Genomic DNA, 24,645 nt, shown 5'->3' with positions numbered 1-24,645 from the left:
GGCAACGTTCGATGTCGCTCTACTGGCCCTACCTCTTCGCGGACTATTACCGATGGCTGGAATACACAGCCGTCGCAACAGCCGTGATCATCCTGATTTCCAGCCTTGATGATCTCTTCATCGACGCCCGCTACTGGATGCGGGAAATCAGGCGTGCACTGACGGTCAAGCGGCGCTACAAGCCGCTTCGGCCGGAGCAGTTGCGCGACCGGCCGGAGCAGCACATCGCCATCATGATCCCGGCGTGGCTCGAATATGACGTCATCGCGCCAATGCTGGAAAACATGGTGCGGGTGATCGACTATCGGTCCTACACCATCTTTGTCGGCACCTATTGCAACGATGCCGCCACGATCAGGGAAGTCGAGCGCATGCGCCGCCGCTACAAGCAGCTGGTGCGTGTGGAGGTTCCCCATGACGGTCCCACCTGCAAGGCCGATTGCCTGAACTGGATCGTGCAGGCGATCTTCGCCCACGAAGCCCGACACAACATCAGCTTTGCAGGTGTTGTCCTGCACGACAGTGAAGATGTACTGCATCCGCTGGAACTGCAGTTCTTCAACTATCTTCTGCCGCGCAAGGATCTCATCCAGATCCCCGTCGGCTCGCTGGAGCGCGAGTGGTACGAGCTGGTCGCCGGCGTCTACATGGACGAATTTGCCGAGTCCCACGGCAAGGACATCGTCGTGCGCGAAAGCCTCGCCAAGACGGTGCCTTCGGCCGGCGTCGGCACCTGCTTCTCGCGCCGCGCCCTTCTAACGCTTGCATCCGAGACGGACAATCAGCCCTTCAACACGCAAACGCTCACCGAGGATTACGACATCGGTGTGCGGCTTGCAGCACACGGCATGCACTCAATTCTGGCGCGGTTTCCGGTCGAATACCGCGTGAAACGAACGTCCTGGTTCAAGGGCCATGCGGTGCAGGAAAAAACGCTCCAAATGCCGCTCAGCGTGCGCGAGTTCTTCCCCAACACGTTCCGCACATCCTATCGTCAGAAGGCCCGCTGGTCGCTGGGCATCTGCTTTCAGGGCTGGGCCTATTTCGGCTGGCATGGCTCCATCGTCGACCGCTATTTTCTGCTGCGCGACCGCAAGGGCGCGGTGACCGCATTCGTGGCGATTTTCGCTTACATTCTGGTTGTACAGTACATCCTGTTTCAGCTCGCCTTCACGACCGGCCTGCTGACGATGAGTTACCCGCCCCTCATCGCAACCAATGGATGGATCGCCGTTCTGCTTGGACTGAACGGCATCGCGTTCATCCTGCGTGTGACCCAGCGTTATTACTTCACCGCCCGCACTTTCGGCTGGCGTCACGGCATCCTGTCAATCCCGCGCATGATCATCGGCAATTTCGTGAACTTCATGGCCATGGCGCGCGCGTGGAAACAGTATCTTTCGCATCTCATTTTCGGAACGCGCCTTGCCTGGGACAAGACGATGCACGACTTCCCGTCGGCGGACGGGCTGGTGGAAGAGCGCGCAAGGCTCGGTGAGTTGCTTGTCTCGTGGCAGGCCATTGATCAGGGCCACCTTCAGGAAGCGCTGGACAAGCAGAGCGAGAGGAAACAGCCATTCGGCCGCATTCTCGTGCAGGAAGGATGGCTGACGGAAGAGGTTCTGGCAGAAGCCGTCGCCTTCCAGTCCGGGCTCGAAATCACGTCTGTCAGTGAAGCCGAAATTCTTGCCGCAAAAGACGCGTTTCCCGTCGATTTGAGCATTCGCTGGCGCGTTTTGGCGATGAAAGACAGTGAAAATGGCGCAATTCGGCTTGCCGCAGCCGCTCCGCTGTCCGAGCGCGCGAGTGAACAGATCCGCAAGGCACTCGGCCACATGCCGCCGCTCTTCATCGTGCGCGACCGGGACATCACGGCCGGCCTGCGCCTGCTTGCCGCGCAGGGAAAAGACAATCCGCAACAGCTCGGCGAACGCGTGCCGCTTCTTGGCGATCTGCTTTCACAGCGCGGCGACATCTCACATGAGGCGTTTGAAGAGGCCATGGCGAACTATTCACCCGACACGGACGGTCCGGTGGGCAGCTATCTCGTGGCGCAGAACGCCATTGACCAGAACCTGTTGCAGTGGGCGCTGGATGAACAGCGCAGGCTCGCAGAAGCTGCCGCAAACGAACTTAAGGGAAAAGCCGCGTGATGACGATTGTTGGACGCCACGGAAGCCAAGGGCGCAAGACCAGCGCCCGGAACCGCTGGCTGCGCGGCACGGCAGGGCTGCTTGCCCTTCAGTTTGCATGGGGGGCATTGCCTGCCGGCGCGCAGACATCCGATCCCGCACCAGTGCAGAGCGCGCCTGCGGAAAACACTGGCGAAGAGCGCCCATTGGTGGGTTCAGCCTACGAAGTGGCAACCGAAGCCTACGAGGCCTATGCCAATGGAGACTATGCAGTCGCGGCAGAGAAAGCCCGCGAAGCCGTGCGGCAGCGGCCGGATGTCGGGCGTCTCAGAACCCTTCTCGTCCGTGCGCTTGATGCATCAGGCGAAAAAGATGAAGCGCGAAGCGCTGCGCAGGAAGGCGCGCAGGATAAGCGCCTGACCGACACGGCCCGTGAGGAGCTTGCCGCACTCGCCACTGCGCTTGCAGCCTCCAGCGAAGCGGTCTCGCAGTCGGATCCCGCCTATCTGGCGGCAGATGCAGCCTATCGAGCCTATGACCGGGGCGATTACGATACGGCGGTCGCAAAAGCCGAAGAAGCACTGCGGTTGACACCGGGCAATCGGGATTATCGGAGCCTGCTCGACAACGCTCTTGCGGCGCAGAAACTTTCCAGCGCACAGCAGTCCGTAAAACAGGGTTCGAACGCATCACCGGGCGCAGGCGCGGCCAACATGGCCTATGACGCCATACGCGCAAAACGCTATGGCGAAGCCCTTCGTCTGGCGCGCAGGGCTGTTCAACAGGCCCCGGGCAATCGCAGCTTCCGCCTTCTGTTGATCCAGACGCTCGTGCAGAACGGACTGCAATCCGAGGCCCTGAGCGAGACCGACCGCGCCATGAAGCGCTTCGGCCGTGATGCCGCTTTGTTGCGGCAACGGGGTGTCCTGCAGGCGTCAATGGGCAACCAGAACGCAGCGTTCGACGATTTCAGCGCTGCGCTGCGCTATTCCAGTTCACCGGCGGACGAACGTTTCCTGCGCCTTTCCCTTGCCGAGGCGGCGCTTGCCACCGACCGGCCGGAACAGGCGTATGAAGCGCTTGCCCCGCTGGGACGGCGCGCCGATCACGCGGTCTGGATGAAGCGGGGCCAAGCGCTGCAGGCCATGAAGGATTTCGCAGGCGCGAACGACGCATTTGCTCTGGCGGAAACAACCACCGCGAACCCGCGCGAGCAGGATCAGGCCATTGCGGCGCGCGTGCGCCTCCTGAACGATGAGGACAGGAAAGCCGAGGCATCCCGGCTCTTCCTGGAAACGCTCGATGAGGGACGCTTTGCGTCCATGAGCGATCTCGACCTTGCCTATCTCGCCGGGCAGGCCGGCGAAAGAACCATGGCTTATGACCGGTTTCAGGCCGCCGACAGAAATGGCGCACTTAGCGGTCGCCAGTTCATTGATGCCGCTTATGCGGCGCGGCGGGCCTATCAGAACGATGATGCAATCGCTCTGATGCACCGCGCCATTGATGCGGAAGAACGCGGTGACTTCTCATTGGCGCCGCAGGCGCTTTTCGGCCTGCGCCGGGAAGTGGCCGAGCTGAAGCGCGAATATGGAGCCTATGTCTCGTTGACCCATGGCGGCATGGGCATTGCCAGCAACTCGCTCCTGCCGCAGGGCAGCAGTGGCGAATCCATGCAACTCGGTTCGGAGATCTACTGGCGGCCGCAGGGCATCGGCTACCGGGACGGCGCGACGTTCGAACTGTTTGCGCGCCAGTTCACCACGCTCAGAGATTCACTGGATGGTGCGACCGGCTCTTCGACGACGCAGGGCAGTGTCGGCGCGCGCTGGAAACCCTTCGCGCAGCACAATCTCGTTTTCGAGGCGAGCAAGCTCTTCAAGGTCGGCAAGCACAGCCGCAACAACACGCTGATACGCGCCGCCTTCTCCAAGGGCATCGGCTCCGATCTGCGTGTGGATGTGCCGTCCTGGTGGATGGCGCAGTATTATGGCGAGATCGGGCATTATCTGGAATCCGGCCAGACCATCGCTTCCGACGACATTCGCATCGGCCGCAGCTTCCGCATGGATGCAATCGATGACCGGCTGGTCCTTACCCCCTATATCGGCGTCAATGCGGGTTATGACAGCGAACTGGCGGACCAGTTCACGCTGAGCGCCGGGCCGGGCCTTAACGCGCGCTACTGGTTCCGGGAAGACAAATACACGGCTCCCATGTCCTATATCGACCTGACGGTTCAGTATCGCGCCAGACTGGCCGGAGACAACAGGGGCGAAGGCCTGTTCGCCGGGATAAGCCTCTCCTATTGATCGAGGCCGGGGTTGATCGACACCTGCCTTTGAAACTGGCGGCGCCCAAACGGACGCCGCCATGTCGCCTTACTCGGCGATATCGACACCGTAGAAGATGTGCGTGCCCATCGGGTGGATCCTGTAGCCGGAGACCTTCGGCGACATAGGCATGAAATCGACCGAATGCGCAATCGGCATGATCGGGGCCTGCTCCTTGGCGATGACCTGGGCTTCCTTGTAAAGGCGCGTGCGCTCTTCAACGTCCGAGGTGACCTTCGCCTTCTGGATCAGCTTCTCATAAGGCTCGTGACACCACTGCGCCGTGTTCGACGCAGCCACGGAATCGCAGCCCAGAAGCACCGCAAGGAAGTTGTCCGGATCGCCATTGTCGCCGATCCAGCCCAGCAGCGCTGCGCCATCGCGGTCGATGTCGCGCGCACGGTCCAGATACTCGCCCCACTCATAGGAGATGATCTCGGCATCGACGCCGACGGCGGCCAGATCGGCCTGCATCATCTCGGCCATGCGGCGTGCATTGGGGTTATAGCCACGCGCCACGGGCATCGCCCACAGTTTCATGGAAAGGTCCGTCACGCCTTCGGCTTCCAGCATGGCCTTTGCGGCTGCCGGATCGTGGGGATCGTCCTGCACCTCGTCATTGTGCGACCAGATGGTTGGCGGGATCGGGTTTTTGGCGATCTGGCCAGAGCCCTGATAGACGACCTCCATGATCGCCTCCTTGTCGATGGCCATGTTCAGCGCCTTGCGCACCTTCGGATTGTCGAACGGCGCCACCTTGGTGTTGTAGGCCAGGTAACCGAGATTGAGACCTTCCTGCTCCATCACCTTGATGTTCGGATCGGCCTGCATCGCCTTCAGATCGGCCGGGTTCGGATAGGGCATGATGTGGCACTCGCCGGCGTTCAGACGCTGATAGCGCACGGAAGCATCCGGCGTGATGGCGAACACCAGATTGTCGAGCGGCGTAGCGCCTTCCCAGTAATCCGGGTTCTTCGCATAGCGGATCACCGAATCCTTCTGGTAGGCAACGAAGGTGAAGGGGCCGGTTCCCACGGGAGCCTGATTGAGCTCTTCGGGCTTCCCGGCCTCCATAAGCTGGTCGGCATATTCTTTCGACTGGATCGACGCGAAATCCATCGCCAGATTGGAAAGCATTGGCGCTTCCGGGCGGCTCAGAACGAACTTCACCGTGTAATCATCGACTTTCACGATGTCCTTGATGAGATCGCCCATCCCCATCGCGCCGAAATAGGTCCAGCCGCCGCCCGAAGTCTTGTGATGCGGATGGTCTTCCAGCCGCTGGCGATTGAAGCTGAAGATCACATCGTCGGCATTGAAATCCCGGCTCGGCGTGAAGCTGTCATTGGCGTGGAATTTCACGCCCTTGCGGAGATTGAACGTGTACTCCAGCTCGTCGTCGGACACTTCCCAGCTTTCTGCCAGCCCCGGCACGACATTGGTGGTGCCGGTGTCGAACTCCACGAGCCGGTTGAACACCGTGCGCGACGACGCATCGAACGTGGTGATCGAGGTATAGAGCGCCGGGTCGAACCCTTCCGGCGATGCATCGGAGCAATAGACCAGCGTCTTGGCGACGGCAGGCGCCGTTCCAAGTGCTGCAAGCAGCGCGATGGCGCTGATTTTCAGTTTCATGGACATTGGTTTCTCCCTTTCATCTGCAAGTCGTGACTTCCGCGCGCACAGCGCGCCTCATGCCGGAACCGGTTCTGCGGCGAGCAGGTTGTCGCAGAGCGCGCGCCCGATGCCGGGGAAAACGGTTGCGGCGTTTTCCGTGATCTTCTTTCCCTGCGTCATGACCGAGAGAATGACCGGCGCTGCCCCCGGAAGGGCGATGCGGATCAGGTCATGACGGTAGTAGGATGTGCGCGGGTTGCCCGTCCAGGACGTGTAGCCGGCCTTGCTCCAGACCTGCGCCTCTGCGGGAACACCACCGCCAAGGAACTCATCAATCTGGAAGCTCAGAAGATGTGAATCCGCGCGGCTGCGGTCACGCAGGAGGATCTCCTCCGCCCGTTTCTGCGACTGCGGGTTCAACGGCAGGGTGCCGGCAAAAAGTTCCAGGAAAAGCCGCGCGGAAACGAGCGGCGTGAGCACGTTCAGATAGCTTCCGTCCCTGCCCGCGAACTGCGCTTCGCGTCCATAGCGCGTATCGCCCATCAGCTTCTGCGCGATGTTGCAGCCGTCCCATTCGGGCCAGCCCAGATCCCGGAAGAAGCGATTGAGCCCTTCACGCCTGTGAGACCATTCGCGATAGGCTTCAGGCTCCAGAAGCGTGTCGCCGGTGGTTTCGGTCAGAAGGTCGATCACGTAATTGGTCGCCGTATTCGACGACCAGGTGATCATGTCGCTAAGCGCCTGATCCAGATCATCGGGAACCGCCATCTGCCCCCGCTCGATCCTGTTGAGCGCGTGAACCAGATGGAAGGCCTTCACGACACTGCACGGATAGCACCGCCAGTCGCCATTGAGCGCAAATCCTGCGGGCCTGCCGCCATCTGCACGCTCCTGCAGTGCGACAAGGCCAAACGTCTCGTCCGTCAGTCCAAAGGAACCGAACCTGTCAAAAATCTCCGACACCGCCGCTTCGCACCGGCGTGTCCACGCGGCATCCCGTTCAAAAAACATCAAGGCTTCTTTCTTCGCCAAACTTGCCGGAAAAAGCACAAACCGCGCTCCGCATCGCCCGCCTGCCCTTCTACGCCCGAGGCAGGCCAGAGGCAGACGCATCTGCAATCCGGAGTTCAGGTTAGACAAGGGCGAAGCATAGGAATAATGATAAATAGATGGGTATCTATTACTGAGCTGATAATGAACCTGCGTGAAATGGAACTCTTCGGAACGTTGATGCGGGTCGGGACGACGACCGAAACCGCACGCCTGCTCGGCATCTCGCAGCCAGGCGTCAGTGCGCAGCTGAAACGGCTGGAAAGCAAGCTGGGCATTCCGCTGTTTCACCGCGCGGGCAACCGGCTTGAACCCACCCGCGAGGCCCGCGAAATCTTCTCTCTGGCCGGTCCCATCTTCACCACGCATTCGCAGGTCCGCGCCAAGCTGCCATCCCTGCGGGATCACGCCTCACGGCCAGCCGTGATTTCCGCGACACCGGCTCTGGTGGAGGGGTTTCTCGGTCCCCTTCTGGTCAAAGCCGGCTATGCAAACTGGAAGAAGCGTCTCGACCTGCGCATTCACGCGCCGGAGGAAGATCTTCGCAACGGCGTGGCGGATCTCGGATTACAGATGGCCCTGCCGCCGAAGGCGGAGTTTCAGGCCCATATGGTCGGGCGCAGCTCGCTGGTCGCGATCATGGGCGAGAACCACCCGCTCGCCCGAGCAAAGCAGCTCAAATGCAAGGCAATCGCAGCGCATCCGCTGGTCTGCTATGATGCCGACTGGTCACCCATGGGGGCGCATATACGCGCGGCCTTCAAAGCCCGGGATCTGCATTACGACCCGGTCTGCACCGCGCCATACTGCGCGAATGTATGCGCATTGGTGCGTGCGTGCGGCGGGGTGGGCATCGTCGATGCGATGACAGCAAGAAACCTTGCGACGCCGGGTCTGACCTGGCGCCCCATCAGCGACCTATCGGACATCTCGATCATCGCATTCTACCGGCGTGACGAGCCCCTGAGCGCCACGGTGATGGATCTTCTGAACCATCTTTTGCAGGCGGAAGCCGGCAAACGCCCGGACGATGCGCTTCAGGTTCATACGAAACGCATCGCCGAAACATGATTGCACAGCGCCGCCACGACGGAATGAGCGGTCAGCGCGCTTGTGCGCGGATTTGCCGGATCAGGCAGGTTGGAGATGCGGAAACTGACTTCAGCCGCAGCGCTCTCAACGCGCACGGAATGGCAGTTGGATGACAGCGCCGGATCGGCCCAGAGCGACAGGCGCGTCCTGTCTGCCCCAATGCCCGCGAGCGCCAGCGCGGCCACGACATTCACATTCTTCGGAAAATGCGCGATGCCTTCCCTTGCGGAGCCTTCAAAGAGGCAGGTGCGCTCGGCAATCTCAGACAGCTGAATGCCTTTGCCAGTCAGATAATCCGACTGCTGGAAACCGGAGACGGGTTTCTCCGTGGTCAGCAGCACATCGCGCACATCACCCTGACAGGCCGCGCGAACCGCATCCAGCGCGCCCACCGCACCGCTCGGCAAGAGCAGCGTTCCACTATTCTGGGCAGCAATCTGCGGCAGATCGTCATTGGCGAGAAGCGCCCCGACGCTGACGGCAAGAACGGTGCGCCCGGCTTTGAGCACAGGCTCCGCCACCTCACGGAAAAGCGCCGGCGGAAGGCACTCGACCACGATGTCGCCCTGCAAGACGGCCTCGTCGAGCGGCAGGATCGCCGGCGGCGTGCGGAAGCCGGACAGGCGCGCCTTTGCGCCTTCCAGATCACTGGCGCTGACAGCGGCAAGCCGAGCACCCGGCACCCTGCCTTCATCAATGGCCCGCGCGACGGCAAACCCGATCGCCCCGAGCCCTGCGATGGTAACCGAGATGGGAGCACTCTGCGTCACAGCGAAAAGCCTCCATCAAGATTGAGAACCGCACCAGTCATGAAGCCTGAACCGTCAGACGCGAGATAAAGCGCGAGATCGGCAACTTCTGCAACAGTGCCCAGACGGCCGATAGGCTGGCGATCATTGAAATAGGCCTGCGCCTTGTCCAGACCACCATGCGCTTCTGCCGCATCGGCGATGCGCGCCTGCAGCGAAGGACTGTCGATGGTACCTGGGCAGATCGCATTGCAGCGAACGCCTTTGCGCACATAATCGACTGCAATCGACTTTGTCATGCCGATCATGGCCGCCTTGCTCGTTCCATAGGCAAAGCGGTTGGGCGCAGCGCTTACCGACGAAATGATCGAGGCGATATTGATGATCGAGAGCGGTTTCTCATCAGTCACGGCGCGGGCAATCGCTTCGCGGCTCGCCTCATAGGAGCCGACAACATTCAAGGACAGGGATTGCTCCAGTTCCGCACGGCTGCATGCCTCGATGTTTCCGTTCAGCACCATGCCGGCGCAGTTCACCAACACATCAACGCGCCCTGTATTTTCGAAGACCGCAGCCAGATCATTCTCACTGCACATGTCAGCCACGTGCAGGCCGACGCGTTCTTTGTCTGCAAAGGCTTTTGCCAGCTGATCCCCATTGCGGTCGAGCACCTCGATCCGCGCGCCCTCGGCATGGAACAGGCTCGCAATGCCATAGCCGATGCCCTGAGCGCCCCCGGTGATGAGCGCCGTCTTACCCGTTAATTTCATTTAAGGTCATTCCTTGTCGTGGGATCCGTTTGCGGCCGCTTGCCGCGAGAGCCAGTCCCCGACCACCGCCGCCGTATCGGCAGCACGGGTGGCGGGAAAGAAGTGTCCGCCATCATCGAACATGTGAAGCGCTGCACCGGTCAGCGCTTCATGCAGCGCCTGCTGGTGATAGGATGGAACGATGCCGTCATCGCGCGCGCCCAGAACCAGCGCCGGCGCTTCAAGCGCAGCCACAGCGGCGGTTCCATCAAAGGCGAGAAGTGCAGCAATGCGCTCTTGCATCACCGCGACGAAGCTTGCATCCGGAGCGTTTTCCCGCCCAGCAACCGCCTTTTGCCAAAGATGGGGATCATCATCCGCGCGGGGCGCGCGAGCGCTCAACGCTGTCAGCGGAGCATAGAGTTCGGGGGCTTTGCGCAGAATATCCTGCCGCAGGGCGAACAGCGCATGCATATAGGCATCCGCTCTGATCCAGGTGCCGCTCAGAACACAGGCGCGCAGCAGAGAAGGAGCCCTGAGGCTCATGGCCTGCACAATCGCGCCGCCCGTGGAATGGCCCATTGCATGAAAGGGTTGAGCGCCGAAAACATGTGCCGCCACCGCAAGCGCATCCCCGGCGAGCTTATAGACGCAAACCGCGCCCTTCGGAGGCGGGCTTTGGCCACAGCCCCTTTGATCGAACCGAAGAATGCGCCATGGCCCCTGCAGCGCATCGCAGAATGGATCCCAGAATCCGGCCGTGCCGCCGAGACCGGACACGAGAAGCAGCGGCGCGCCCTCCCCGGTTAACCTGTAGCGGATCGCACCGCCATTGATCTCTGCGATACCGAATTCTGACATTTCGCAATCAATTCACTGGAGAACGCGGGCGGCGCCAAGGACGCCGCCCGCATGTCTTTCCTGAAGCAGGTTACTTCTTGGCTGCTTCGATGCTGTCGACGAGCGCCTGGCCGTTGGGGATGTCGGCAATCACCGTTTCCCAGGAGCCGCGGGCCTTCTCCTTGAAAGGCGCGAGGTCCGGCTCGTGAACGGTGATGCCGAGCTTGCGCATCTCCTCAAGGCCAGCTGCGGTAGCCTCGGCATGCGCCTTGATGGCCGCGTCCAGCGCCTCGGGAGCAGCTTCCACGATCATCGCCCACTCTTCATCGCTCAGGCGCGCCTTCAGCGCCGGAGAAGCCAGAAGCATGCTCGGCAACTGGTGCACACGGGTCAGCGTGTAGTTCTTGATGACCTGGCCAAAGCCGTCGCCGATGGTCTGGTCCGGCGCGAGTTCGGCGGCGTCAACAATGCCGTTCTGCAGCGCGAGGAACAGTTCGCCATAGGCCAGCGGCGTGGCCTGTGCGCCAAACGCCTCATAGGTAGCGACATAACCGGGCGACTGGATCACGCGGATCTTGGTGCCCTCAAGATCTTCGACCGACTTGATCGCGGGAATGGAAGGCGTGGAGCGCTCATACACCGCGCCCCAGCCGAGACCGATCATGTTGTAGGGCTCAAGCGTTCCGAGCAGTTCCTGCCCCACATCGCTGCCGAGAATTTCCAGCGCCTGCGGATGGGAATCGAAGAGATACGGAAGCGAGAAGAGCTTCAGTTCCGGCACCGTGTTCTCCAGCGATGCGGTTGCGATGAACGCGAGATCGACGGTTCCGGTGCGCAGTCCCTGCGTGAGCTTCAGCTCACCGCCCAGCGCGCCCTGATTGTAGACATTGATGACGAGCTCGCCGCCCGACTTTTCAGCCACCAGTTCGGCAAGCTTGCGGGAAGCAACTTCGTAGCTGGAAGTCTCTCCCAGAACGTGAGCAATGTTCAGTTCGGTCTGCGCATTCGCCGCAAAGGTGGTTCCGAGAAGGCCGAGACCGGCCAGGGCGTATTTCAGTTTGTTCACAATTTTCCCCTTTTTCCTTTTGTCAGAACGGCAAACCGAACATCGGCACGTAAGTAATTACCATTAGGTTTGCCAGCAAAACCGCCAGGAAGATCAGAAGCGGTTTCACTATTTCTTCAACGCGTATTCCAGCGACAGAACAGGCGATGAATAGATTGACGCCAACAGGCGGCGTCACCATGCCAATGGCAAGGTTCGTGATCATGACCAGCGCGAAATGGATCGGGTTGATGCCCATGAGCGCGGCAACCGGCGCAAGAACCGGCGCAAGCACGATGATCGCGGCGAAGGTCTCCATGAACATGCCCACGACCAGCAGCAGGATGTTGACCAGCAGCAGGAACACAAGCGGGTTTTCAGAGACCGACAGCATCAGCTCCGCCACCTGCTGCGGCGCGCGGAACAGCGACAGTGCATAGGCGAGCACCGCAGCGAACCCGACAATCACCAGAACCACGGCCGAGGTGAGCGCGGCAGACGAAAAGATGCCCGGCAGATCGCGCCAGGCGATCGAGCCGTAGACGAACTTACCGACCATGAAGGCGAAGACCACCGCAACGACGGCCGCCTCGGTGGCGGTGAAAACGCCGAGATAGATGCCACCAAGAATGATGATTGGCATGCAGAGCGAAAGCAGCGCCTTGCGGAACGAGGCCCACACATTACCGGCCCATTCGCGCTTGCCCATGCGCTCGGCTTTTCCGTATTTGCGCAGCCGCGCGACAACCGCCACGGTGAGGATCAGGGATACGCCGATCATGATGCCGGGAATGATGCCGGCGATGAACAGGTCGGTGATCGAGACGCCCGTCACCACGCCATAGATGATCATCGGCACCGAAGGCGGCAGAATAACACCGAGCTCGGCAGACGACGCGACAATGGCCGCAGCAAATGGCTTTGGATAACCGACAGCCTTCATGCGCGGGATGAGAACCGTGCCGATTGCCGCCGCCGTTGCCGAAGACGAGCCGGAAATCGTGGAGAAGAACATCGTGGAGAGCACCGAAGCGCTTCCCAGCCCGCCACGGAACCAGTTCACCAGCGAATAGGCGAAGTTGATGAGGCGCTGCGCAATGCCCGCCTGATCCATCAGTTTGCCGGCGAGCACATAGAACGGCACGGCCATCAGGGCGAAGCTGTCGAGCGCCTCGAAAACCGTCTGTGGCACGACGATGAGCGGCATGCCGCGCTCCCACAGCGCCGCCAGCGGCGCGATGCCAAGCGCAAGCGCAATCGGAACACTGATGAAGAACAGGACGAGGATGAGAATGAGGGTGAGAGCCATGATCAATCTGCCTTGCTGTCCGGTCCGGCCGCATCGACCTCGCCGGGAAGGCGGATGTCTCCACCGTTGCGGGCGGTTTCAACGAACAGCGCGAGAATGTTGATGATCGACAGCACAGCGCCCACGGGCATGGCCCAGTAGACATAGACCTTGGGCATGGACAGCGCAGGCGAGCGCTCCACCGCACCGAAAGCGACGAAGTCGAGACCGAGTTTCACGAGAATGGCAACGAATATGCCGCTGATGATGTAGGCGAAATACTTGATGCCCTGCCCGACAACGCGGCCGAGACTGTCACTGAGAAATGTCAGGGCAATCAGCGCGCCATAGCGAAAGCCGAGCCCCATGCCGAGAAAGATCACCCATATCATTGCATAGCGGGCGATCTCTTCGGTCCAGGGGGCCGAGAGGTTCATGCCGGCTGCGGTGAACACGAAGCGCACCAGCACCTGCACGAAGGTGGCGACCGTCATGACCATCAGAAGAAGACCGAGCAGCAGGCCCACGAGCCTGTTCAGCCAATCGGTCAGGGTGAGAAATGTGTCTGCCAGTGTTTTCATCATCCGGCCTGCCCGCGCCATTTGCGCAGCCCCATAAGGGCGGCATCGCGCCATTCACGGCGTGCTGCGATCTGGTCGACCGGCACCGGCCCCGCGCAGGCAGCCTGCAACTTTTCCAGAACCTCTGGAGCAAGAACGCTCTCATCTGGCGCGGGAGCCTCGATCATTTCCATGAACATGGAACGGTAGCTGGTGAAGTAGTCGGCGATGCCTCCGGGCGCATTGAGATGAACGCCCTCCAGCGGCCCGAGCAGCGCCCAGCGCATGCCGAAGGCGTCACGGATGAGCGTGTCTGCGGCTTCGGGTGAAACGACATCGTCGCGCACCATTTGCAGCATGGTCAGCAGCATTGCGCCCTGCAGCCGGTTCATGACGAAACCGGGAACCTCGCGGTTGAGAAGAACCGGCTTCTGGCCAAGCGCCGTCAGGATTTCAATGGTGCGTTCCGTGACCGCCTGATCGGTGAAGGGCGCGGGCACCACTTCAACGGCCGGGAGGGCATGCGGCGGAGCCGCCGGATGAGAGACGATGCAACGGCTGCGCTGCTTCAGTTCGCTCATCAGAGTGCTGGCCGGCATGGCGGAAGACGATGTGGCGATGATCGTGCCACCATCGACGATCGCGTCCAGTTCGGCATGCAGCGCCTTCTTGATTTCCAGATCCTCAATGATGGATTCCTGGATGTAATCGCAGCCGCTGGCGAATGCGCTCAGGTTTTCGGCGACGACAAGCCTGCCCCGTCCGCTTGGATCAAGCCCGCTTCTGGCGAAGGCCTCTTCCAGCCGCGTCTCAAGCGTCGTCTCTTTTCGCGACGCTTCGAACGCAAGCACATCATGTCCGGCCGCAAGCGCCGCAGAGGCCCAGGACGAGCCAATGATGCCACAACCGATGATCCCGATACGCAATGCCAGTCCCTCCTACTTGATCGGCGAAAAGCCGGTGGGCAGCAGGAAGCGGGTCTGCTGGCTGTCGATCAGGTGCAGAACCTTGTCCAGATAGTCCTGCCAGCGCGGATCCTTCATCATCTCGGACCGGCGGCGCATCCGCTCATCCAGGCTGTCATAGGCCCACAGCGCCACGACGTGGTTGAGTTCACCCACATCCGAGATGAAATAGCCAAGGAACTCGCCAAGAAGCTCTTTCTGGATCTCCAGCCCATGCGCCTCGTAAAGCGCCACAAACTCGCCCGACCGACCCGGTTTGATGGTGTAGTCGCGTTCTTCGATAACCCGCATCAGTCGTTCTTTCCCTGCGCCTTGCCTGCAACGGCAAACACTGTGCGTGCTTCGATTTCGGCGATGTTCTCGGGGCGTGGGAACGGCGTGGGCGCTTCCTGACCGGGCGTGCGCGGACGACCGATTTCGGCAAAGAATTTCTCGATGCCCTCAGGCATCAGAAGCCACAGAAAGGTCAGCGGCTCATCGCCGGTGTTGACGAAGGAATGGCGGCGGTTCTTGCCGAGATAGACAATGGTGCCATGCGCGGCGTCATGCACCGTTTCTGCGTCATCAAGCTCGATGCGGCCGCTGCCGGAGATGAAAAAGATAACCTCTTCATGGCGATCGTGGGCGTGCGGGCGCACGAAGCAGCCGCCCGGCGCGATGGTCTGCGTGCCGATTGAGAAATTGTTCTCCGCGCCCACTTCGGCGCTCGACAGAAGGCAGCGCACGAAACCGTTGGCCGGCACTGGCTGCCAGAAGCTGTCACCGTCTTCCAGGTGGCGCACAAGCACCTCGCCCGTCTTGGCTTCACTCATTTGATGGTCTCTCCGGGATTTTCGAGATTGATTGGCGGGATCGGGCCGGTGGGCTTGGACATCCCGTGAAGAAGGCCATCGGCGATTGCGCGCTGAAGCCCGCCACTGCGATGGGAAATATGCTCTTCCATCAGGCTCGCGGCCTTCTCGGCGTCGCGTTCCATCAACGCTTTCAGGATCGTTTCGTGCTCGCTGAAGGTGCTCTTGCGATGCTCGCCATAGAGATTGGCCCAGCGCACGAAATGGATCCGCGAATTGATGTCCTGCAGGAAGGAGAGCAGAGACGGGTTCTTGGCGATCTCGGCCAGCCGCTCATGGAAGATGGCGTCGGAGTGAACCAGCGCCTCGGAACCGGTCTTGTAATACCGTCCCATGACGTCTTCCCAGAACGCGGACAGGCTCTGCAGCTCTTCATCGCTTGCCCGCTCGACAACCAGCCGCATCATGGACGTTTCAAGAATGGTGCGAACCTCGAAGAGATTGACGATCTCGTTGACGTCGACGCGGCGGATGTAAAAGCCCTGATTGGGACGGAACTCGACAAGCTGCTCGGCGAGCAGGCGATTGATCGCTTCGCGCAGCGGCGTGCGGCTGACTTTCAGCCGCTCGGTCAGCTCAACCTCGTTGATACGATCACCGGGCCGCAACTGAAATTCAATGATGAGCGAGCGCAGATGGTCGTGGATCAAACCAACCATCGTGCCGGGCCTTTTGCGCCGGCTGGTCGCCTTCTCTCCCTTAGACGTCATTTGCAACATCCTCCCAATGCTCGCGGCAAACTATATACAGTTTTGTTTTTAATGCAAATACAGTCTGAAAATGTCATGCTGACGCCTCCTAATGGATTGTAATAAAACGGAAAATTCTCCTTGCTTCGGTTCGTTGAAACTCTCGATCCGGCAGCCTGCCTGGAGATCGTGAAAGCGGATTCGTGCGACCATGACCCCCTTGTGAATCCGGTCAACGCGCCCCCATCACCACGAACATGCTTCAATGAAGCGCACTGCTGCGGTCATAGGATTTCCGCAGTTTTCGGTGTATCGGAATGGAGGTGGAAAGGTCTGCGGATCTGCCTGTCGACGGAGATCGGTCATTGAGAATTGCGCCCGCATTCGAGAATGCAAAGCGTGCAATATTGCTCCTTCTGGGGCTGGTGATGCTATTGCTCGCCGTGATCGGCGCGTTTCTTCCCGTCATGCCGACCACGATCTTCCTGATCCTCGCCGCATGGTTCTTCGCGCGCTCATCGCCGAGGCTTGAGCGCAGGCTTATGGAACATCCGAGCTACGGTCCGGTTCTGCGCGGCTGGCGCGATCACGGCATCGTCCCGCGCCGCGCGAAGCTCTTCGCAGTCACCGGCATCAGCTGCGGCTACGTCATTTCCCTCTTTGCCTATCAGCCGGGCCTGCCCCTCGCGATCGCCCTCGCCGTGGCGATGGCCGCCATCGCCGTGTGGATCGTGAGCCGCCCGGAGGGCTGAGCCGGCCGGGCAGTCATCTGCCCGACTGCGCAAGAGGCACTATTGTGGAAGCGCTTCGCAGAACGCGTCGAAATCGTCGGCCGATGCATAGGACTTCTGTGTCCCGCGCCGGCCCACGGAATAGGCTGCATAGCGGGCCGCGCGGTTGAGCGCCGTCTCGGTCTCGCCCGTTGCTGCAAAGAAATGCGCGAAAGAGCCGATAAAGGCGTCGCCCGCGCCAGTCGTGTCCACCGGGGTGACGCTCACAGGCTCGATGGTCGTGAAACGGTCCGCTGTCACAAGGCGCGCGCCACGCGAGCCGAGTGTCACGATGACGGTGCCAATGCCCTTCTCTATCAGGCTGCGCGCGGCCGCCATGATCTCTTCCTCCGTGTCCGTGGGCATGCCTGAAAGAAGCGCAAGCTCGCTTTCGTTTGGAACGAGGAAGCTCAGGCTCTTGAGGTCAGAAACACTCAGCGCCGAAGTCGCGGGCGCCGGGTTCAGGATGGTCGGCACGCCCCATTCCGCCGCGCGGCGAACCGTGTGGTAGATCGTCTCCAGCGGGATCTCCAGCTGCATCAGAATGAGGTCCGCATCGCGCAGCACATCTTCTGCGGCATCGACGTCGGCCGGGAGCAGGTCTTCATTCGCACCCTTCACGATGAGAATGGAGTTCTCACCGCTTTCATCGACAAAAATGGGGGCAACGCCGGATGACTTTCCGGCGACCTTGGCGACATGACGGATATCGATCCCGTGATCGGAGAAATTCCGGAGCGTGTTGTCGCCGAACAGATCATCGCCAACCCTTGAGACCATGCTCACCTGCGAACCGAGCTTCGCAGCCGCAACGGCCTGGTTTGCACCCTTGCCCCCGCACCCGCTCTCAAAGCTTGGCGCTTCCAGCGTTTCGCCCGGCGCCGGCATGCGGGAGACATAGGTGATCAGATCGACCATGTTGGAGCCGACAACGGCAATGCGACCGGTTCTGCTGTTTGACGTCATGGCTCAGTCCTTGCTCATCTGGTTGACTTCGGCAATTGCGGCGGGCGCTTCCTGCGCACTCAGATATCCAAGCGTCACGGGGAAACGCGCGGTCTCACCCGGCGGCAGAATGCGCACATGCCCCTTGGCTTTCTCGGCGGTGTAGCCTTCCGGCTCGCAGGTGGAGGGCAGCGCAAAGGCTGCGACCTGCGCATCGCCATCGTTCAGGATCCAGCGCACACAGTGCGGCAGATCTTCCGGGCGGTAGCTGACGGAACAGGCGTCACCCTCGGGAAGCGCCATCACCAGCCGGGTTCTGCCTTCGGCATTCGTTCCAAGCCCGCGCACGTAAAACACCTGCTCCGGGCTGTAGAGCGCCGGCTCGTCCAGCGTCTGCATGCGCGCGGGGTTTCCCGAAAGGTCATCCAGAAGATCCAGAAACGCCTGCGAGGGCGTCACATGACCGGGGATGGTCCTGCGAACGACCGTGCCTTCCGGTGAAAACGCCGCCGGTTGATGGATCTGCGCGCCCGCCACGAAATCGAAATTCGCGTGCAGCATGTACATGAGCTCCATCGGATGCGCCGACAGGTTCTCAACCGCCATCTCGACCTCGATCAGCCCGCTGTCCGCGCGCAGCCGAACCCGCGGCCTTGCGATGTAATGCGGCCCGAAGCCCATCACATATTCGGTCTCGCTGCACAGCTCGACAAATGCGCCTGCATCATCGCACCCGAAGCGCAGATGCGCGCTGTCCATGCCGGCGACCGGCATTTCGCCATGTAGGGGATGATCGTCTTCCGGGCCGGGTGCGCCATTGCGCAGAACGCCTGCGTGGTAGGCGAAAGCGCCATAGGTCTCGATGATCGACGCGCCCTTGCGCGGATGGGGAAACACATTCCCCATGGTGAGCCTGCGCCCGTCGAACACGGCATCCCAGATCATCTGCCCCAGATAGGGCAGAACCGTAACCTGCCCGCGCCGGTTCTCGATCCGCAGCCCCTCGACGGACGAAGGATAGCGGAACGCCGTTACAGTGAACCCGTCGCCCGTGGCCAGCACAAGGTCGCCGCGTGCAGGGAACATTTCGGGCGAAAGGTTGAAGACGGTATCGCTGTCACGAGCGCTCATTTCGACGACCTCAGATAGTTGATTGCAATCACCAGAACCAGGAAGCCGCCCCACATCGCATCGATCAGGAAGTTGGAGGCGCGCATCATCTGCATGCCGGACGAGAGGAACATGAGCGCCACCAGCGCCAGAAGCACCCCGAGAACACGCCCCTTGCCGCCGGCTGGGTTCGTGCCGCCAAGCACAGCGATGAGAACGGCCTGCAACAGATAAGACGCACCGAAATCCGCCTTGGCCGAGTTGGTGCGGCCCGAGAGCAGAATGCCCGCAATCGCCGCCATGAGCCCGGTCAACGCGTAGCTGTAGAGGATCATGCGGGAGCTGCGGATGCCCGCAAAAACGGCGGCGCGCGCATTGGTGCCGATCAGCATCAGGTTCACGCCCAGATGCGTGCGGCGCAAGAGAATGGCCACCACGGACGCCACGACGATCAGGATCCAGAACGGCGTCGCCACACCAAGCAGTTTGCCGGTGCCGATCCAGTTCCAGGTCTGCGGGAAGCCGACAATGGCCGGACCGCCGGTCAGAACGAGCGCGAGGCCCGCAAACACCTGCCCGGTGCCGAGCGTCGCCAGAATGGGAATGATGCGCAGTCGCGCGATCAGGACGCCATTGACCAGCCCCGCCGCGAGCCCCACCAGAAGCGCGATGATCACGCCCATCGCCGTGTGGAGCACAAGACCGACGCCGCCCGCCGCAAGCGCCTCGGCGACAACGGGATGGCGGAAATAGACCCCCGCCGTGATCGCAGCCATATTGGCGATAGCGACGATGGACAGATCGATGCCGCCCGTCAGCATGGCCACCATCATGGCAATGCACAGAATGCCCAGCTCGGGCATGATGTAGGTGATGGACTCGAAATTGTAGTAGCGCAGGAACTTGTCCGGGTTGAGCCCGGCCATCAGCACAAAGATCACCACGGTGATGATGGCCAGCTGCGCGATGGAAGCGTCATTCCCAAGGAGCCGTTGAACCAGGCTCTTCTCTTCGGCTTTGGCAGTCATATCGTCTCCCCTCAAGCCAGTTTCTTCCGGTCGCGCCATGCGGTGATGGCGGTCGCTGCGATGATGATCATGCCGACGACGACACGCTGCCAGGTGGTGTCCACCTTCATCAGGATCAGCGAGTTCTTGACCATGACGAGCGTGAACACGCCGATCATCGTGCCGAGCACGGAACCGCGCCCGCCGAAGATCGACGCGCCGCCAAGCACGACGGCCGCAATCACATCAAGCTCCAGCCCCATGAAGTCGCGCGGGTTGGCCTGCCAGATCATCGAACTGTGCAGAAGCCCCGCAAAGCCCGCCAGAAGGCCCGCCGTGCAATAGACGAAGAAGATGGTGCGCCGCGTGTTGACGCCGGCGCGCCGCGCCGATTCCGGATCACCGCCATAGGCGTAGACAGAACGGCCGGTCATGGTGTGGCGAAGGATGATGTGGATCACCAGCGCAATCGCCAGATAGACCAGTATCATTGCCGTCAGCCCGACCGTCGCCCCGTTCTGCGCGGTGACGGTCGTCAGATCCTGCTTGCCGAATTCGATCAGCGCATCGGGCATCTTGTTGATGTTCACGATGGAGGTGCCGAGCAGGCCCAGCACCAGCCCGCGAATGATGGAGGCGGTGCCCAGCGTGACGATCAGCGGGATCATCTTGAACCGGTCGATGATGAAGGCGTTGAACGCGCCGAGCAGCACACCGATCACCGACGCAGCGATGAATGGCAGCAGGACGCCGTCATAATCGAGCGCGACCATGGTGCGCACCGTGATGTAGAGGGCCGCCGCCGAAATCGCCGGGAACGAAACGTCGATGCCGCCGGATATCATGATCAGCAGCACGCCGAGCGCCATGATGCCGATGACCACATTGGCCTTCGCCAGGCTGAACAGATTGGCGACGCCCCAGAAAGCCGGATTGATCAGGCCGATCAGCACCATCACCGCCAGCAGGACGAGGGCAATCACGGCCTCCGTGGATTGGAACCTTTTCATCATACCGCCTTACTTGAGTGCCTTGAGGCTGTCGTTGATGGCGTCTTCGGTCATCTCCGCGCCAGAGAATGCGCCGACAAAACGCCCCTCATGCATGACATGAATGCGATTGCAGTTGCCGGTCAGCTCCGGCACGTCATCCGAAATCATCAGGACGGCAACGCCTTCCTCGCGCGCCAGATCGCGAATGATGTGGTGGATCTTGGCCTTGGAGCCGACGTCGACGCCCACCGTCGGACCGTTGAGGATCAGCACCTTCGCGCCGGTCAGGAGCCAGCGCCCCAGCATGACGCGCTGCGCATTGCCGCCGGACAGATTGCCCACCGCCGTTTCAGGCGACGGGGCCGCAATCTGCATGGCCGCGAACATCTCTTCCGTCTTCCCGCGCATCGCATCACGGTCGAGAAAGAGGCCACGCCGCAGACGGTCCAGAATGCTCACAACCATGTTGCGCTCGATGGATTGCGTCAGGAAAAGGCCCTCGCTCAGCCGGTCCTCCGGCACATAGGCGATGCCGAGGCTGATCGCCTCCTGCACAGAACGGGGAAGAACATCCTTTCCCGCAACGCGAAACCGTCTGGCACTGGCGTTTTCCATTCCAAACAGCGCCCGCGCCAGTTCGGTTCGGCCGGAACCGATCAGGCCGGAAATGCCGACAATCTCTCCTGGCCGCAGCGTCAGGCTCACATCATCGACGCTTCCGGAAACAGTGAGCCCCTCAACCTCCAGCGCGGGCGCCGCGCCGGCGGGGATTTCGGGCTCATAGGGCTCGTCGTCCAGTTCAAGGCCCGTCATGGCGCGGGTGATGGCCGGTTCGTCGAATTCGCTCATCGCGCCTTCGGCAACCTTTTTGCCATTCCGGAACACGGTCAGGCGTTCCGAGATTTCCAGCATCTCGCGCATCTTGTGACTGACGAAGAGGACCGCGATACCCTGTTTCTGGAGATCGCGAACGATGCCGAACAGCGCATCGACCTCATGGCCGGTGAGCGCCGTGGTCGGCTCGTCCATGACGATCAGCCGGGCGCGGGCAAGAAGCGCGCGCGCAATCGCGACGATCTGCTTTCCCGAAGTCGGCAACGTCTCGACTTCGGCGTCGATATCGATCTCGACATCGAGGCGGGCCAGAACCTCGCGCGCCATCTCGCGGGCGCGGGGCCAGTCCATTCTGGAACGCCCCTCCAGAAGATAGGTGTTGAGCGCGAGGTTCTCGGCAACGGTCAGATTCCCGAACAGGGAAAAGTCCTGATAGATGACCTGCACCCCCTTCTGCACGGCCATGATCGGGTCAAGCCGCGAGACTGGTGTGCCATCGATCAGGATTCCACCCTCTTCGGGTGTGTAGATTCCCGACATCACCTTGATGACGGTGGATTTGCCGGAGCCGTTCTCGCCGGCAAGGCAGTGGATTTCGCCGGGACGGATGCAAATGGAGACGCCGTCCAGTGCGCGTACGCCACCGAAGCGCTTGCTGATGTTCTTCAGCTCGATCAGATATTCGGACATGATTTTCCCGGCAGGCTGAAATGGTCGCCCGGGGTCAGAACCCGGGCTCCGGCACGGTTGAAAACTGACGCCCGGAACCGGGCGTCAGTTTCGTACGAAATCAGAAGTCGTACTTGTCCATGTTTTCAGCCGTAACGCCGACCCAGCCTGCGCCATAAAGCAGGTTCGGGTTCGCCTCATCCGGCGTCGTGAGGGACTCGTAGCCCGTCAGACCGAGGTTCAGACCCGACTTGATCTGGTCGCCCTTGCCCTCAAGGGCAGCAACGGCCAGCATGTTCATGGCGTAGCCGGCCACGGCCGGATCCCAGAACTGGATGTACTGGATGTCACCATTGCCGAGATACTCGCCAGCCACCGAAGGCAGGCCCGTACCGGCAAAGAACACCTTGTCCTTGAGACCGCCTTCGGCGATCAGGCGCCCCGCACCGGCAGACGTCGGCATCGGCGCGCCGAGAATGCCCGTGATGTCGGGATAGGTGGTCATTGCCTCTTTCAGCTTGGTGTAGTCGGTGGCCGCATCGTCATAGGTCTCGAGACGGTCGCCGACCATTTCCATGTCCGGGAAATGCTCTTTCTGGTAGGCAACAGCGCCGTCGACCCATTCCATCTGGCTCTTGGAAGTCAGCGAGCCGACGGTCGTGACGTATTTGCCCTTCCCGCCCGTATACTTGCCAAGCTCTTTCATCAGGTTGGCGCCATAGGCGAGGTTGTCGAAGGCTTCGAGGTCGTAATCGGTGTTCTGCAGGTTGGACGCCTCGTGCGAGATCACCACAATGCCGCGGTCGCGCGCCTTCTTCAGCACCGGCTCCACCGCCTCAACGGAGAACGGCACAACGGTGATGGCGTCGACGCCCTGTGCGATCAGGTTCTCGATGAGCTGCACCTGCGCGGCTGCGTCAGCCTGGCTCGGGCCGACCATCCAGACGTCATGGTCCGTATCGCCCTTGAACTGCTCGACACCGTCACGCATGCGGTCGAACCAGGCGATGCCGTCAACCTTCACGACCGTGGCGATGGTGTATTTCTTGTCGTCCTTCGTTGCGATCAGCTCCTCATTGAGGTTCGACGTATCCACAATCTGGTCGGCCAGCGCGGATGTCCCCAGCAAAGAGAGCGCTAAAGAAGCTGCGGTCAGCAGAGATTTCATTGGTTTTCCTCCTCCTCGGTTCCGCCGAAACCCTGAACGAGACAGCGTGGCGGGAACGCATATGATTGAATTAACTCAATATTATGCGCTAATATTGATCAATTCCATTCAATATGATCATATCCAATCAAAACCTGCAACCCTTTGCAAATGCATTCATCACACTTGCGGACAACGGCTTGCGCCATGAAGTATTGTTGAAACCTCAAAGGCTTGGAGAATCATGTGGCGAGACCATCAGGGCGGGCAGCGCGGATTGAGGCACTCAGGAAGCTCTGCGCGTCAGGCGCCATTCTGCACATCGCCGAAGCGGCGCAGAAGCTGAACACATCCGAGATAACCATTCGCCGCGACCTGGGTGACGGCGAAAACGGCATTCTGTGCCTGGGCGGCTACATCATGTCCGCCAGCGAAAAGGGCGAGCGCTATTCGCTCTCCCACGCGCAGGGCACCAACACACAGGCCAAGACCCTCGTTGCGCGACAGGCGGTCGCCATGGTCGCACCCGAAGACACCATCTTCGTCGACTGCGGCTCCACGCTTCAGCATCTGGCGGCCAACGTGCCCCAGAATGCAAACATCACCGTCGTCACGCAGGCTCTGAACATCGCCGAGATCGTGTCACGGCTGAATGGGGTGAAACTGGTTCTGCTCGCCGGTCTCTATCACCCGGAAAGCGGCAGTTTCAGCTCCGACACGGCGCTCAAGATGCTTCAGGAGATCAACATCACCAAAGGCTTCTTTTCCGCCGCCGGCATTCATGAAAACGAAGGCGTGACCTGTTTTCACTTCCACGAAGTGGCCGTGAAGCGCGCCGCCATGGCGCGCTCCCAAAAGCGTTTCCTCGTCTCTGACGCCTCCAAATGGGGCAAGCTGCGCCCCGCCACATTCGCTCAGCTGGACGAGTTCGAACTCTGGATCGGCAAGCCGGAGAGCGANTCCACGAAGTGGCCGTGAAGCGCGCCGCCATGGCGCGCTCCCAAAAGCGTTTCCTCGTCTCTGACGCCTCCAAATGGGGCAAGCTGCGCCCCGCCACATTCGCTCAGCTGGACGAGTTCGAACTCTGGATCGGCAAGCCGGAGAGCGATTAGGGTCAAAACCCGTTGATAGCATTGATTTGACGCAGCAAATCAGATTCAATTCGCCAAATCAGTGATTTGGAGGCTTGGATGGGACATCTGTTTTGGCTG

The 24,645-nt window shown here is 61.0% G+C and carries 24 protein-coding genes; 6 read left to right on the top strand and 18 right to left on the bottom strand.

Annotated features, from left to right (window positions below; translation table 11 throughout):
* Nucleotides 1-11 precede the first annotated feature (11 nt).
* Both NDI72_RS13390 and NDI72_RS13385 read left to right on the top strand, forming a co-directional pair.
* Nucleotides 12-2,153, top strand: a complete 2,142-nt coding sequence (locus tag NDI72_RS13390) for a glycosyl transferase family protein (RefSeq protein WP_283800681.1) — start codon at nt 12-14, stop codon at nt 2,151-2,153.
* On the top strand, nt 2,153-4,444 hold the full coding sequence (locus NDI72_RS13385; RefSeq protein ID WP_283800761.1) for a bacteriophage N4 adsorption protein A: 2,292 nt from the start codon (nt 2,153-2,155) through the stop codon (nt 4,442-4,444). The genes NDI72_RS13390 and NDI72_RS13385 overlap by 1 nt, the downstream gene beginning before the upstream one ends.
* A 69-nt stretch (nt 4,445-4,513) precedes the next feature.
* Here NDI72_RS13385 and NDI72_RS13380 read toward each other — a convergent pair whose 3' ends face one another.
* Both NDI72_RS13380 and NDI72_RS13375 read right to left on the bottom strand, forming a co-directional pair.
* Nucleotides 4,514-6,106, bottom strand: coding sequence for an ABC transporter substrate-binding protein (locus NDI72_RS13380; RefSeq protein WP_283800680.1), 1,593 nt, complete (start codon nt 6,104-6,106; stop codon nt 4,514-4,516).
* Between the two features lie 51 nt (nt 6,107-6,157).
* A complete protein-coding gene (locus tag NDI72_RS13375) occupies nt 6,158-7,045 on the bottom strand; it encodes a serine hydrolase (protein WP_283800679.1) in 888 nt (295 codons plus the stop codon).
* 231 nt (nt 7,046-7,276) lie between these two features.
* Here NDI72_RS13375 and NDI72_RS13370 point away from each other — a divergent pair, with 231 nt between their 5' ends.
* Nucleotides 7,277-8,203, top strand: a complete 927-nt coding sequence (locus tag NDI72_RS13370; RefSeq protein ID WP_283800678.1) for a LysR family transcriptional regulator — start codon at nt 7,277-7,279, stop codon at nt 8,201-8,203.
* Here the strand turns inward: NDI72_RS13370 and NDI72_RS13365 are convergent.
* The 10 genes from NDI72_RS13365 to NDI72_RS13320 form a co-directional block, all read right to left on the bottom strand.
* Nucleotides 8,176-8,994 (bottom strand): aspartate dehydrogenase, encoded by an 819-nt coding sequence (locus NDI72_RS13365; protein WP_283800677.1) that lies wholly within the window; start codon nt 8,992-8,994, stop codon nt 8,176-8,178. The genes NDI72_RS13370 and NDI72_RS13365 overlap by 28 nt on opposite strands.
* Nucleotides 8,991-9,743, bottom strand: a complete 753-nt coding sequence (locus NDI72_RS13360) for an SDR family oxidoreductase (protein WP_206544915.1) — start codon at nt 9,741-9,743, stop codon at nt 8,991-8,993. Before NDI72_RS13360 ends, NDI72_RS13365 begins: the two co-directional genes overlap by 4 nt.
* 6 nt (nt 9,744-9,749) lie before the next feature.
* On the bottom strand, nt 9,750-10,583 hold the full coding sequence (locus tag NDI72_RS13355) for an alpha/beta fold hydrolase (protein WP_206544916.1): 834 nt from the start codon (nt 10,581-10,583) through the stop codon (nt 9,750-9,752).
* Between the two features lie 70 nt (nt 10,584-10,653).
* Entirely contained in the window at nt 10,654-11,628 is a 975-nt protein-coding gene (locus NDI72_RS13350) for a TRAP transporter substrate-binding protein (protein WP_206544917.1), read from the bottom strand.
* 22 nt (nt 11,629-11,650) lie between these two features.
* Nucleotides 11,651-12,916 (bottom strand): TRAP transporter large permease, encoded by a 1,266-nt coding sequence (locus NDI72_RS13345; protein WP_206544918.1) that lies wholly within the window; start codon nt 12,914-12,916, stop codon nt 11,651-11,653.
* A gap of 2 nt (nt 12,917-12,918) precedes the next feature.
* Nucleotides 12,919-13,476: a TRAP transporter small permease gene (locus NDI72_RS13340; protein WP_222510470.1), complete on the bottom strand. Its 558-nt coding sequence runs from the start codon at nt 13,474-13,476 to the stop codon at nt 12,919-12,921.
* The gene (locus tag NDI72_RS13335) at nt 13,476-14,381 is read right to left on the bottom strand and encodes a 3-hydroxyacyl-CoA dehydrogenase NAD-binding domain-containing protein (protein ID WP_206544920.1); all 906 of its coding nucleotides are present in this window, start codon (nt 14,379-14,381) and stop codon (nt 13,476-13,478) included. The genes NDI72_RS13340 and NDI72_RS13335 overlap by 1 nt, the downstream gene beginning before the upstream one ends.
* A gap of 12 nt (nt 14,382-14,393) precedes the next feature.
* A complete protein-coding gene (locus tag NDI72_RS13330) occupies nt 14,394-14,711 on the bottom strand; it encodes an NIPSNAP family protein (RefSeq protein WP_206544921.1) in 318 nt (105 codons plus the stop codon).
* Nucleotides 14,711-15,232, bottom strand: a complete 522-nt coding sequence (locus NDI72_RS13325) for a cupin domain-containing protein (protein ID WP_206544922.1) — start codon at nt 15,230-15,232, stop codon at nt 14,711-14,713. The genes NDI72_RS13330 and NDI72_RS13325 overlap by 1 nt, the downstream gene beginning before the upstream one ends.
* Entirely contained in the window at nt 15,229-15,981 is a 753-nt protein-coding gene (locus NDI72_RS13320) for a GntR family transcriptional regulator (protein ID WP_206544923.1), read from the bottom strand. Before NDI72_RS13320 ends, NDI72_RS13325 begins: the two co-directional genes overlap by 4 nt.
* Before the next feature lie 296 nt (nt 15,982-16,277).
* Here NDI72_RS13320 and NDI72_RS13315 point away from each other — a divergent pair, with 296 nt between their 5' ends.
* Nucleotides 16,278-16,712 (top strand): YbaN family protein, encoded by a 435-nt coding sequence (locus tag NDI72_RS13315; RefSeq protein WP_206544924.1) that lies wholly within the window; start codon nt 16,278-16,280, stop codon nt 16,710-16,712.
* A 39-nt stretch (nt 16,713-16,751) separates the two neighbouring features.
* Here the strand turns inward: NDI72_RS13315 and rbsK are convergent, their stop codons facing one another.
* The 6 genes from rbsK to NDI72_RS13285 form a co-directional block, all read right to left on the bottom strand.
* Nucleotides 16,752-17,696 (bottom strand): ribokinase, encoded by a 945-nt coding sequence (rbsK, locus tag NDI72_RS13310; protein WP_206994572.1) that lies wholly within the window; start codon nt 17,694-17,696, stop codon nt 16,752-16,754.
* 3 nt (nt 17,697-17,699) lie between these two features.
* A complete protein-coding gene (locus NDI72_RS13305) occupies nt 17,700-18,806 on the bottom strand; it encodes an aldose 1-epimerase family protein (protein ID WP_283800676.1) in 1,107 nt (368 codons plus the stop codon).
* The gene (locus tag NDI72_RS13300) at nt 18,803-19,813 is read right to left on the bottom strand and encodes an ABC transporter permease (protein ID WP_283800675.1); all 1,011 of its coding nucleotides are present in this window, start codon (nt 19,811-19,813) and stop codon (nt 18,803-18,805) included. Before NDI72_RS13300 ends, NDI72_RS13305 begins: the two co-directional genes overlap by 4 nt.
* An 11-nt stretch (nt 19,814-19,824) precedes the next feature.
* Nucleotides 19,825-20,802, bottom strand: coding sequence for an ABC transporter permease (locus NDI72_RS13295; RefSeq protein WP_113156821.1), 978 nt, complete (start codon nt 20,800-20,802; stop codon nt 19,825-19,827).
* Nucleotides 20,803-20,811: 9 nt separating this feature from the next.
* On the bottom strand, nt 20,812-22,308 hold the full coding sequence (locus tag NDI72_RS13290; protein WP_283800674.1) for a sugar ABC transporter ATP-binding protein: 1,497 nt from the start codon (nt 22,306-22,308) through the stop codon (nt 20,812-20,814).
* Between the two features lie 100 nt (nt 22,309-22,408).
* Nucleotides 22,409-23,455, bottom strand: coding sequence for an autoinducer 2 ABC transporter substrate-binding protein (locus tag NDI72_RS13285; RefSeq protein WP_206994574.1), 1,047 nt, complete (start codon nt 23,453-23,455; stop codon nt 22,409-22,411).
* A 225-nt stretch (nt 23,456-23,680) separates the two neighbouring features.
* Between NDI72_RS13285 and NDI72_RS13280 the strand changes: the two genes are divergently transcribed.
* Both NDI72_RS13280 and NDI72_RS13275 read left to right on the top strand, forming a co-directional pair.
* Entirely contained in the window at nt 23,681-24,412 is a 732-nt protein-coding gene (locus NDI72_RS13280) for a DeoR/GlpR family DNA-binding transcription regulator (protein WP_283800673.1), read from the top strand.
* The gene (locus NDI72_RS13275; protein ID WP_283800672.1) at nt 24,403-24,546 is read left to right on the top strand and encodes a sugar phosphate isomerase family; all 144 of its coding nucleotides are present in this window, start codon (nt 24,403-24,405) and stop codon (nt 24,544-24,546) included. The genes NDI72_RS13280 and NDI72_RS13275 overlap by 10 nt, the downstream gene beginning before the upstream one ends.
* Nucleotides 24,547-24,645: the final 99 nt, after the last annotated feature.

Origin of the sequence: Nitratireductor sp. GZWM139, from assembly GCF_030068685.1 — a bacterium.
In the GTDB taxonomy this organism is placed as follows: Bacteria; Pseudomonadota; Alphaproteobacteria; order Rhizobiales; family Rhizobiaceae; genus Nitratireductor; species Nitratireductor aquimarinus.
This window is presented reverse-complemented; position numbering and strand designations above follow the sequence as displayed.

Bases quoted from the DNA above. Each gene is read 5' to 3' on its own strand.
- NDI72_RS13360 (WP_206544915.1), bottom strand. From the start codon at position 9,743: ATGAAATTAACGGGTAAGACGGCGCTCATCACCGGGGGCGCTCAGGGC.
- NDI72_RS13320 (WP_206544923.1), bottom strand. From the start codon at position 15,981: ATGACGTCTAAGGGAGAGAAGGCGACCAGCCGGCGCAAAAGGCCCGGC.
- NDI72_RS13370 (WP_283800678.1), top strand. From the start codon at position 7,277: ATGAACCTGCGTGAAATGGAACTCTTCGGAACGTTGATGCGGGTCGGG.
- rbsK (WP_206994572.1), bottom strand. From the start codon at position 17,696: ATGACGTCAAACAGCAGAACCGGTCGCATTGCCGTTGTCGGCTCCAAC.
- NDI72_RS13285 (WP_206994574.1), bottom strand. From the start codon at position 23,455: ATGAAATCTCTGCTGACCGCAGCTTCTTTAGCGCTCTCTTTGCTGGGG.
- NDI72_RS13295 (WP_113156821.1), bottom strand. From the start codon at position 20,802: ATGAAAAGGTTCCAATCCACGGAGGCCGTGATTGCCCTCGTCCTGCTG.
- NDI72_RS13380 (WP_283800680.1), bottom strand. From the start codon at position 6,106: ATGTCCATGAAACTGAAAATCAGCGCCATCGCGCTGCTTGCAGCACTT.
- NDI72_RS13385 (WP_283800761.1), top strand. From the start codon at position 2,153: ATGACGATTGTTGGACGCCACGGAAGCCAAGGGCGCAAGACCAGCGCC.
- NDI72_RS13290 (WP_283800674.1), bottom strand. From the start codon at position 22,308: ATGTCCGAATATCTGATCGAGCTGAAGAACATCAGCAAGCGCTTCGGT.
- NDI72_RS13355 (WP_206544916.1), bottom strand. From the start codon at position 10,583: ATGTCAGAATTCGGTATCGCAGAGATCAATGGCGGTGCGATCCGCTAC.
- NDI72_RS13330 (WP_206544921.1), bottom strand. From the start codon at position 14,711: ATGCGGGTTATCGAAGAACGCGACTACACCATCAAACCGGGTCGGTCG.
- NDI72_RS13300 (WP_283800675.1), bottom strand. From the start codon at position 19,813: ATGACTGCCAAAGCCGAAGAGAAGAGCCTGGTTCAACGGCTCCTTGGG.
- NDI72_RS13345 (WP_206544918.1), bottom strand. From the start codon at position 12,916: ATGGCTCTCACCCTCATTCTCATCCTCGTCCTGTTCTTCATCAGTGTT.
- NDI72_RS13305 (WP_283800676.1), bottom strand. From the start codon at position 18,806: ATGAGCGCTCGTGACAGCGATACCGTCTTCAACCTTTCGCCCGAAATG.
- NDI72_RS13325 (WP_206544922.1), bottom strand. From the start codon at position 15,232: ATGAGTGAAGCCAAGACGGGCGAGGTGCTTGTGCGCCACCTGGAAGAC.
- NDI72_RS13315 (WP_206544924.1), top strand. From the start codon at position 16,278: ATGGAGGTGGAAAGGTCTGCGGATCTGCCTGTCGACGGAGATCGGTCA.
- NDI72_RS13340 (WP_222510470.1), bottom strand. From the start codon at position 13,476: ATGAAAACACTGGCAGACACATTTCTCACCCTGACCGATTGGCTGAAC.
- NDI72_RS13390 (WP_283800681.1), top strand. From the start codon at position 12: ATGTCGCTCTACTGGCCCTACCTCTTCGCGGACTATTACCGATGGCTG.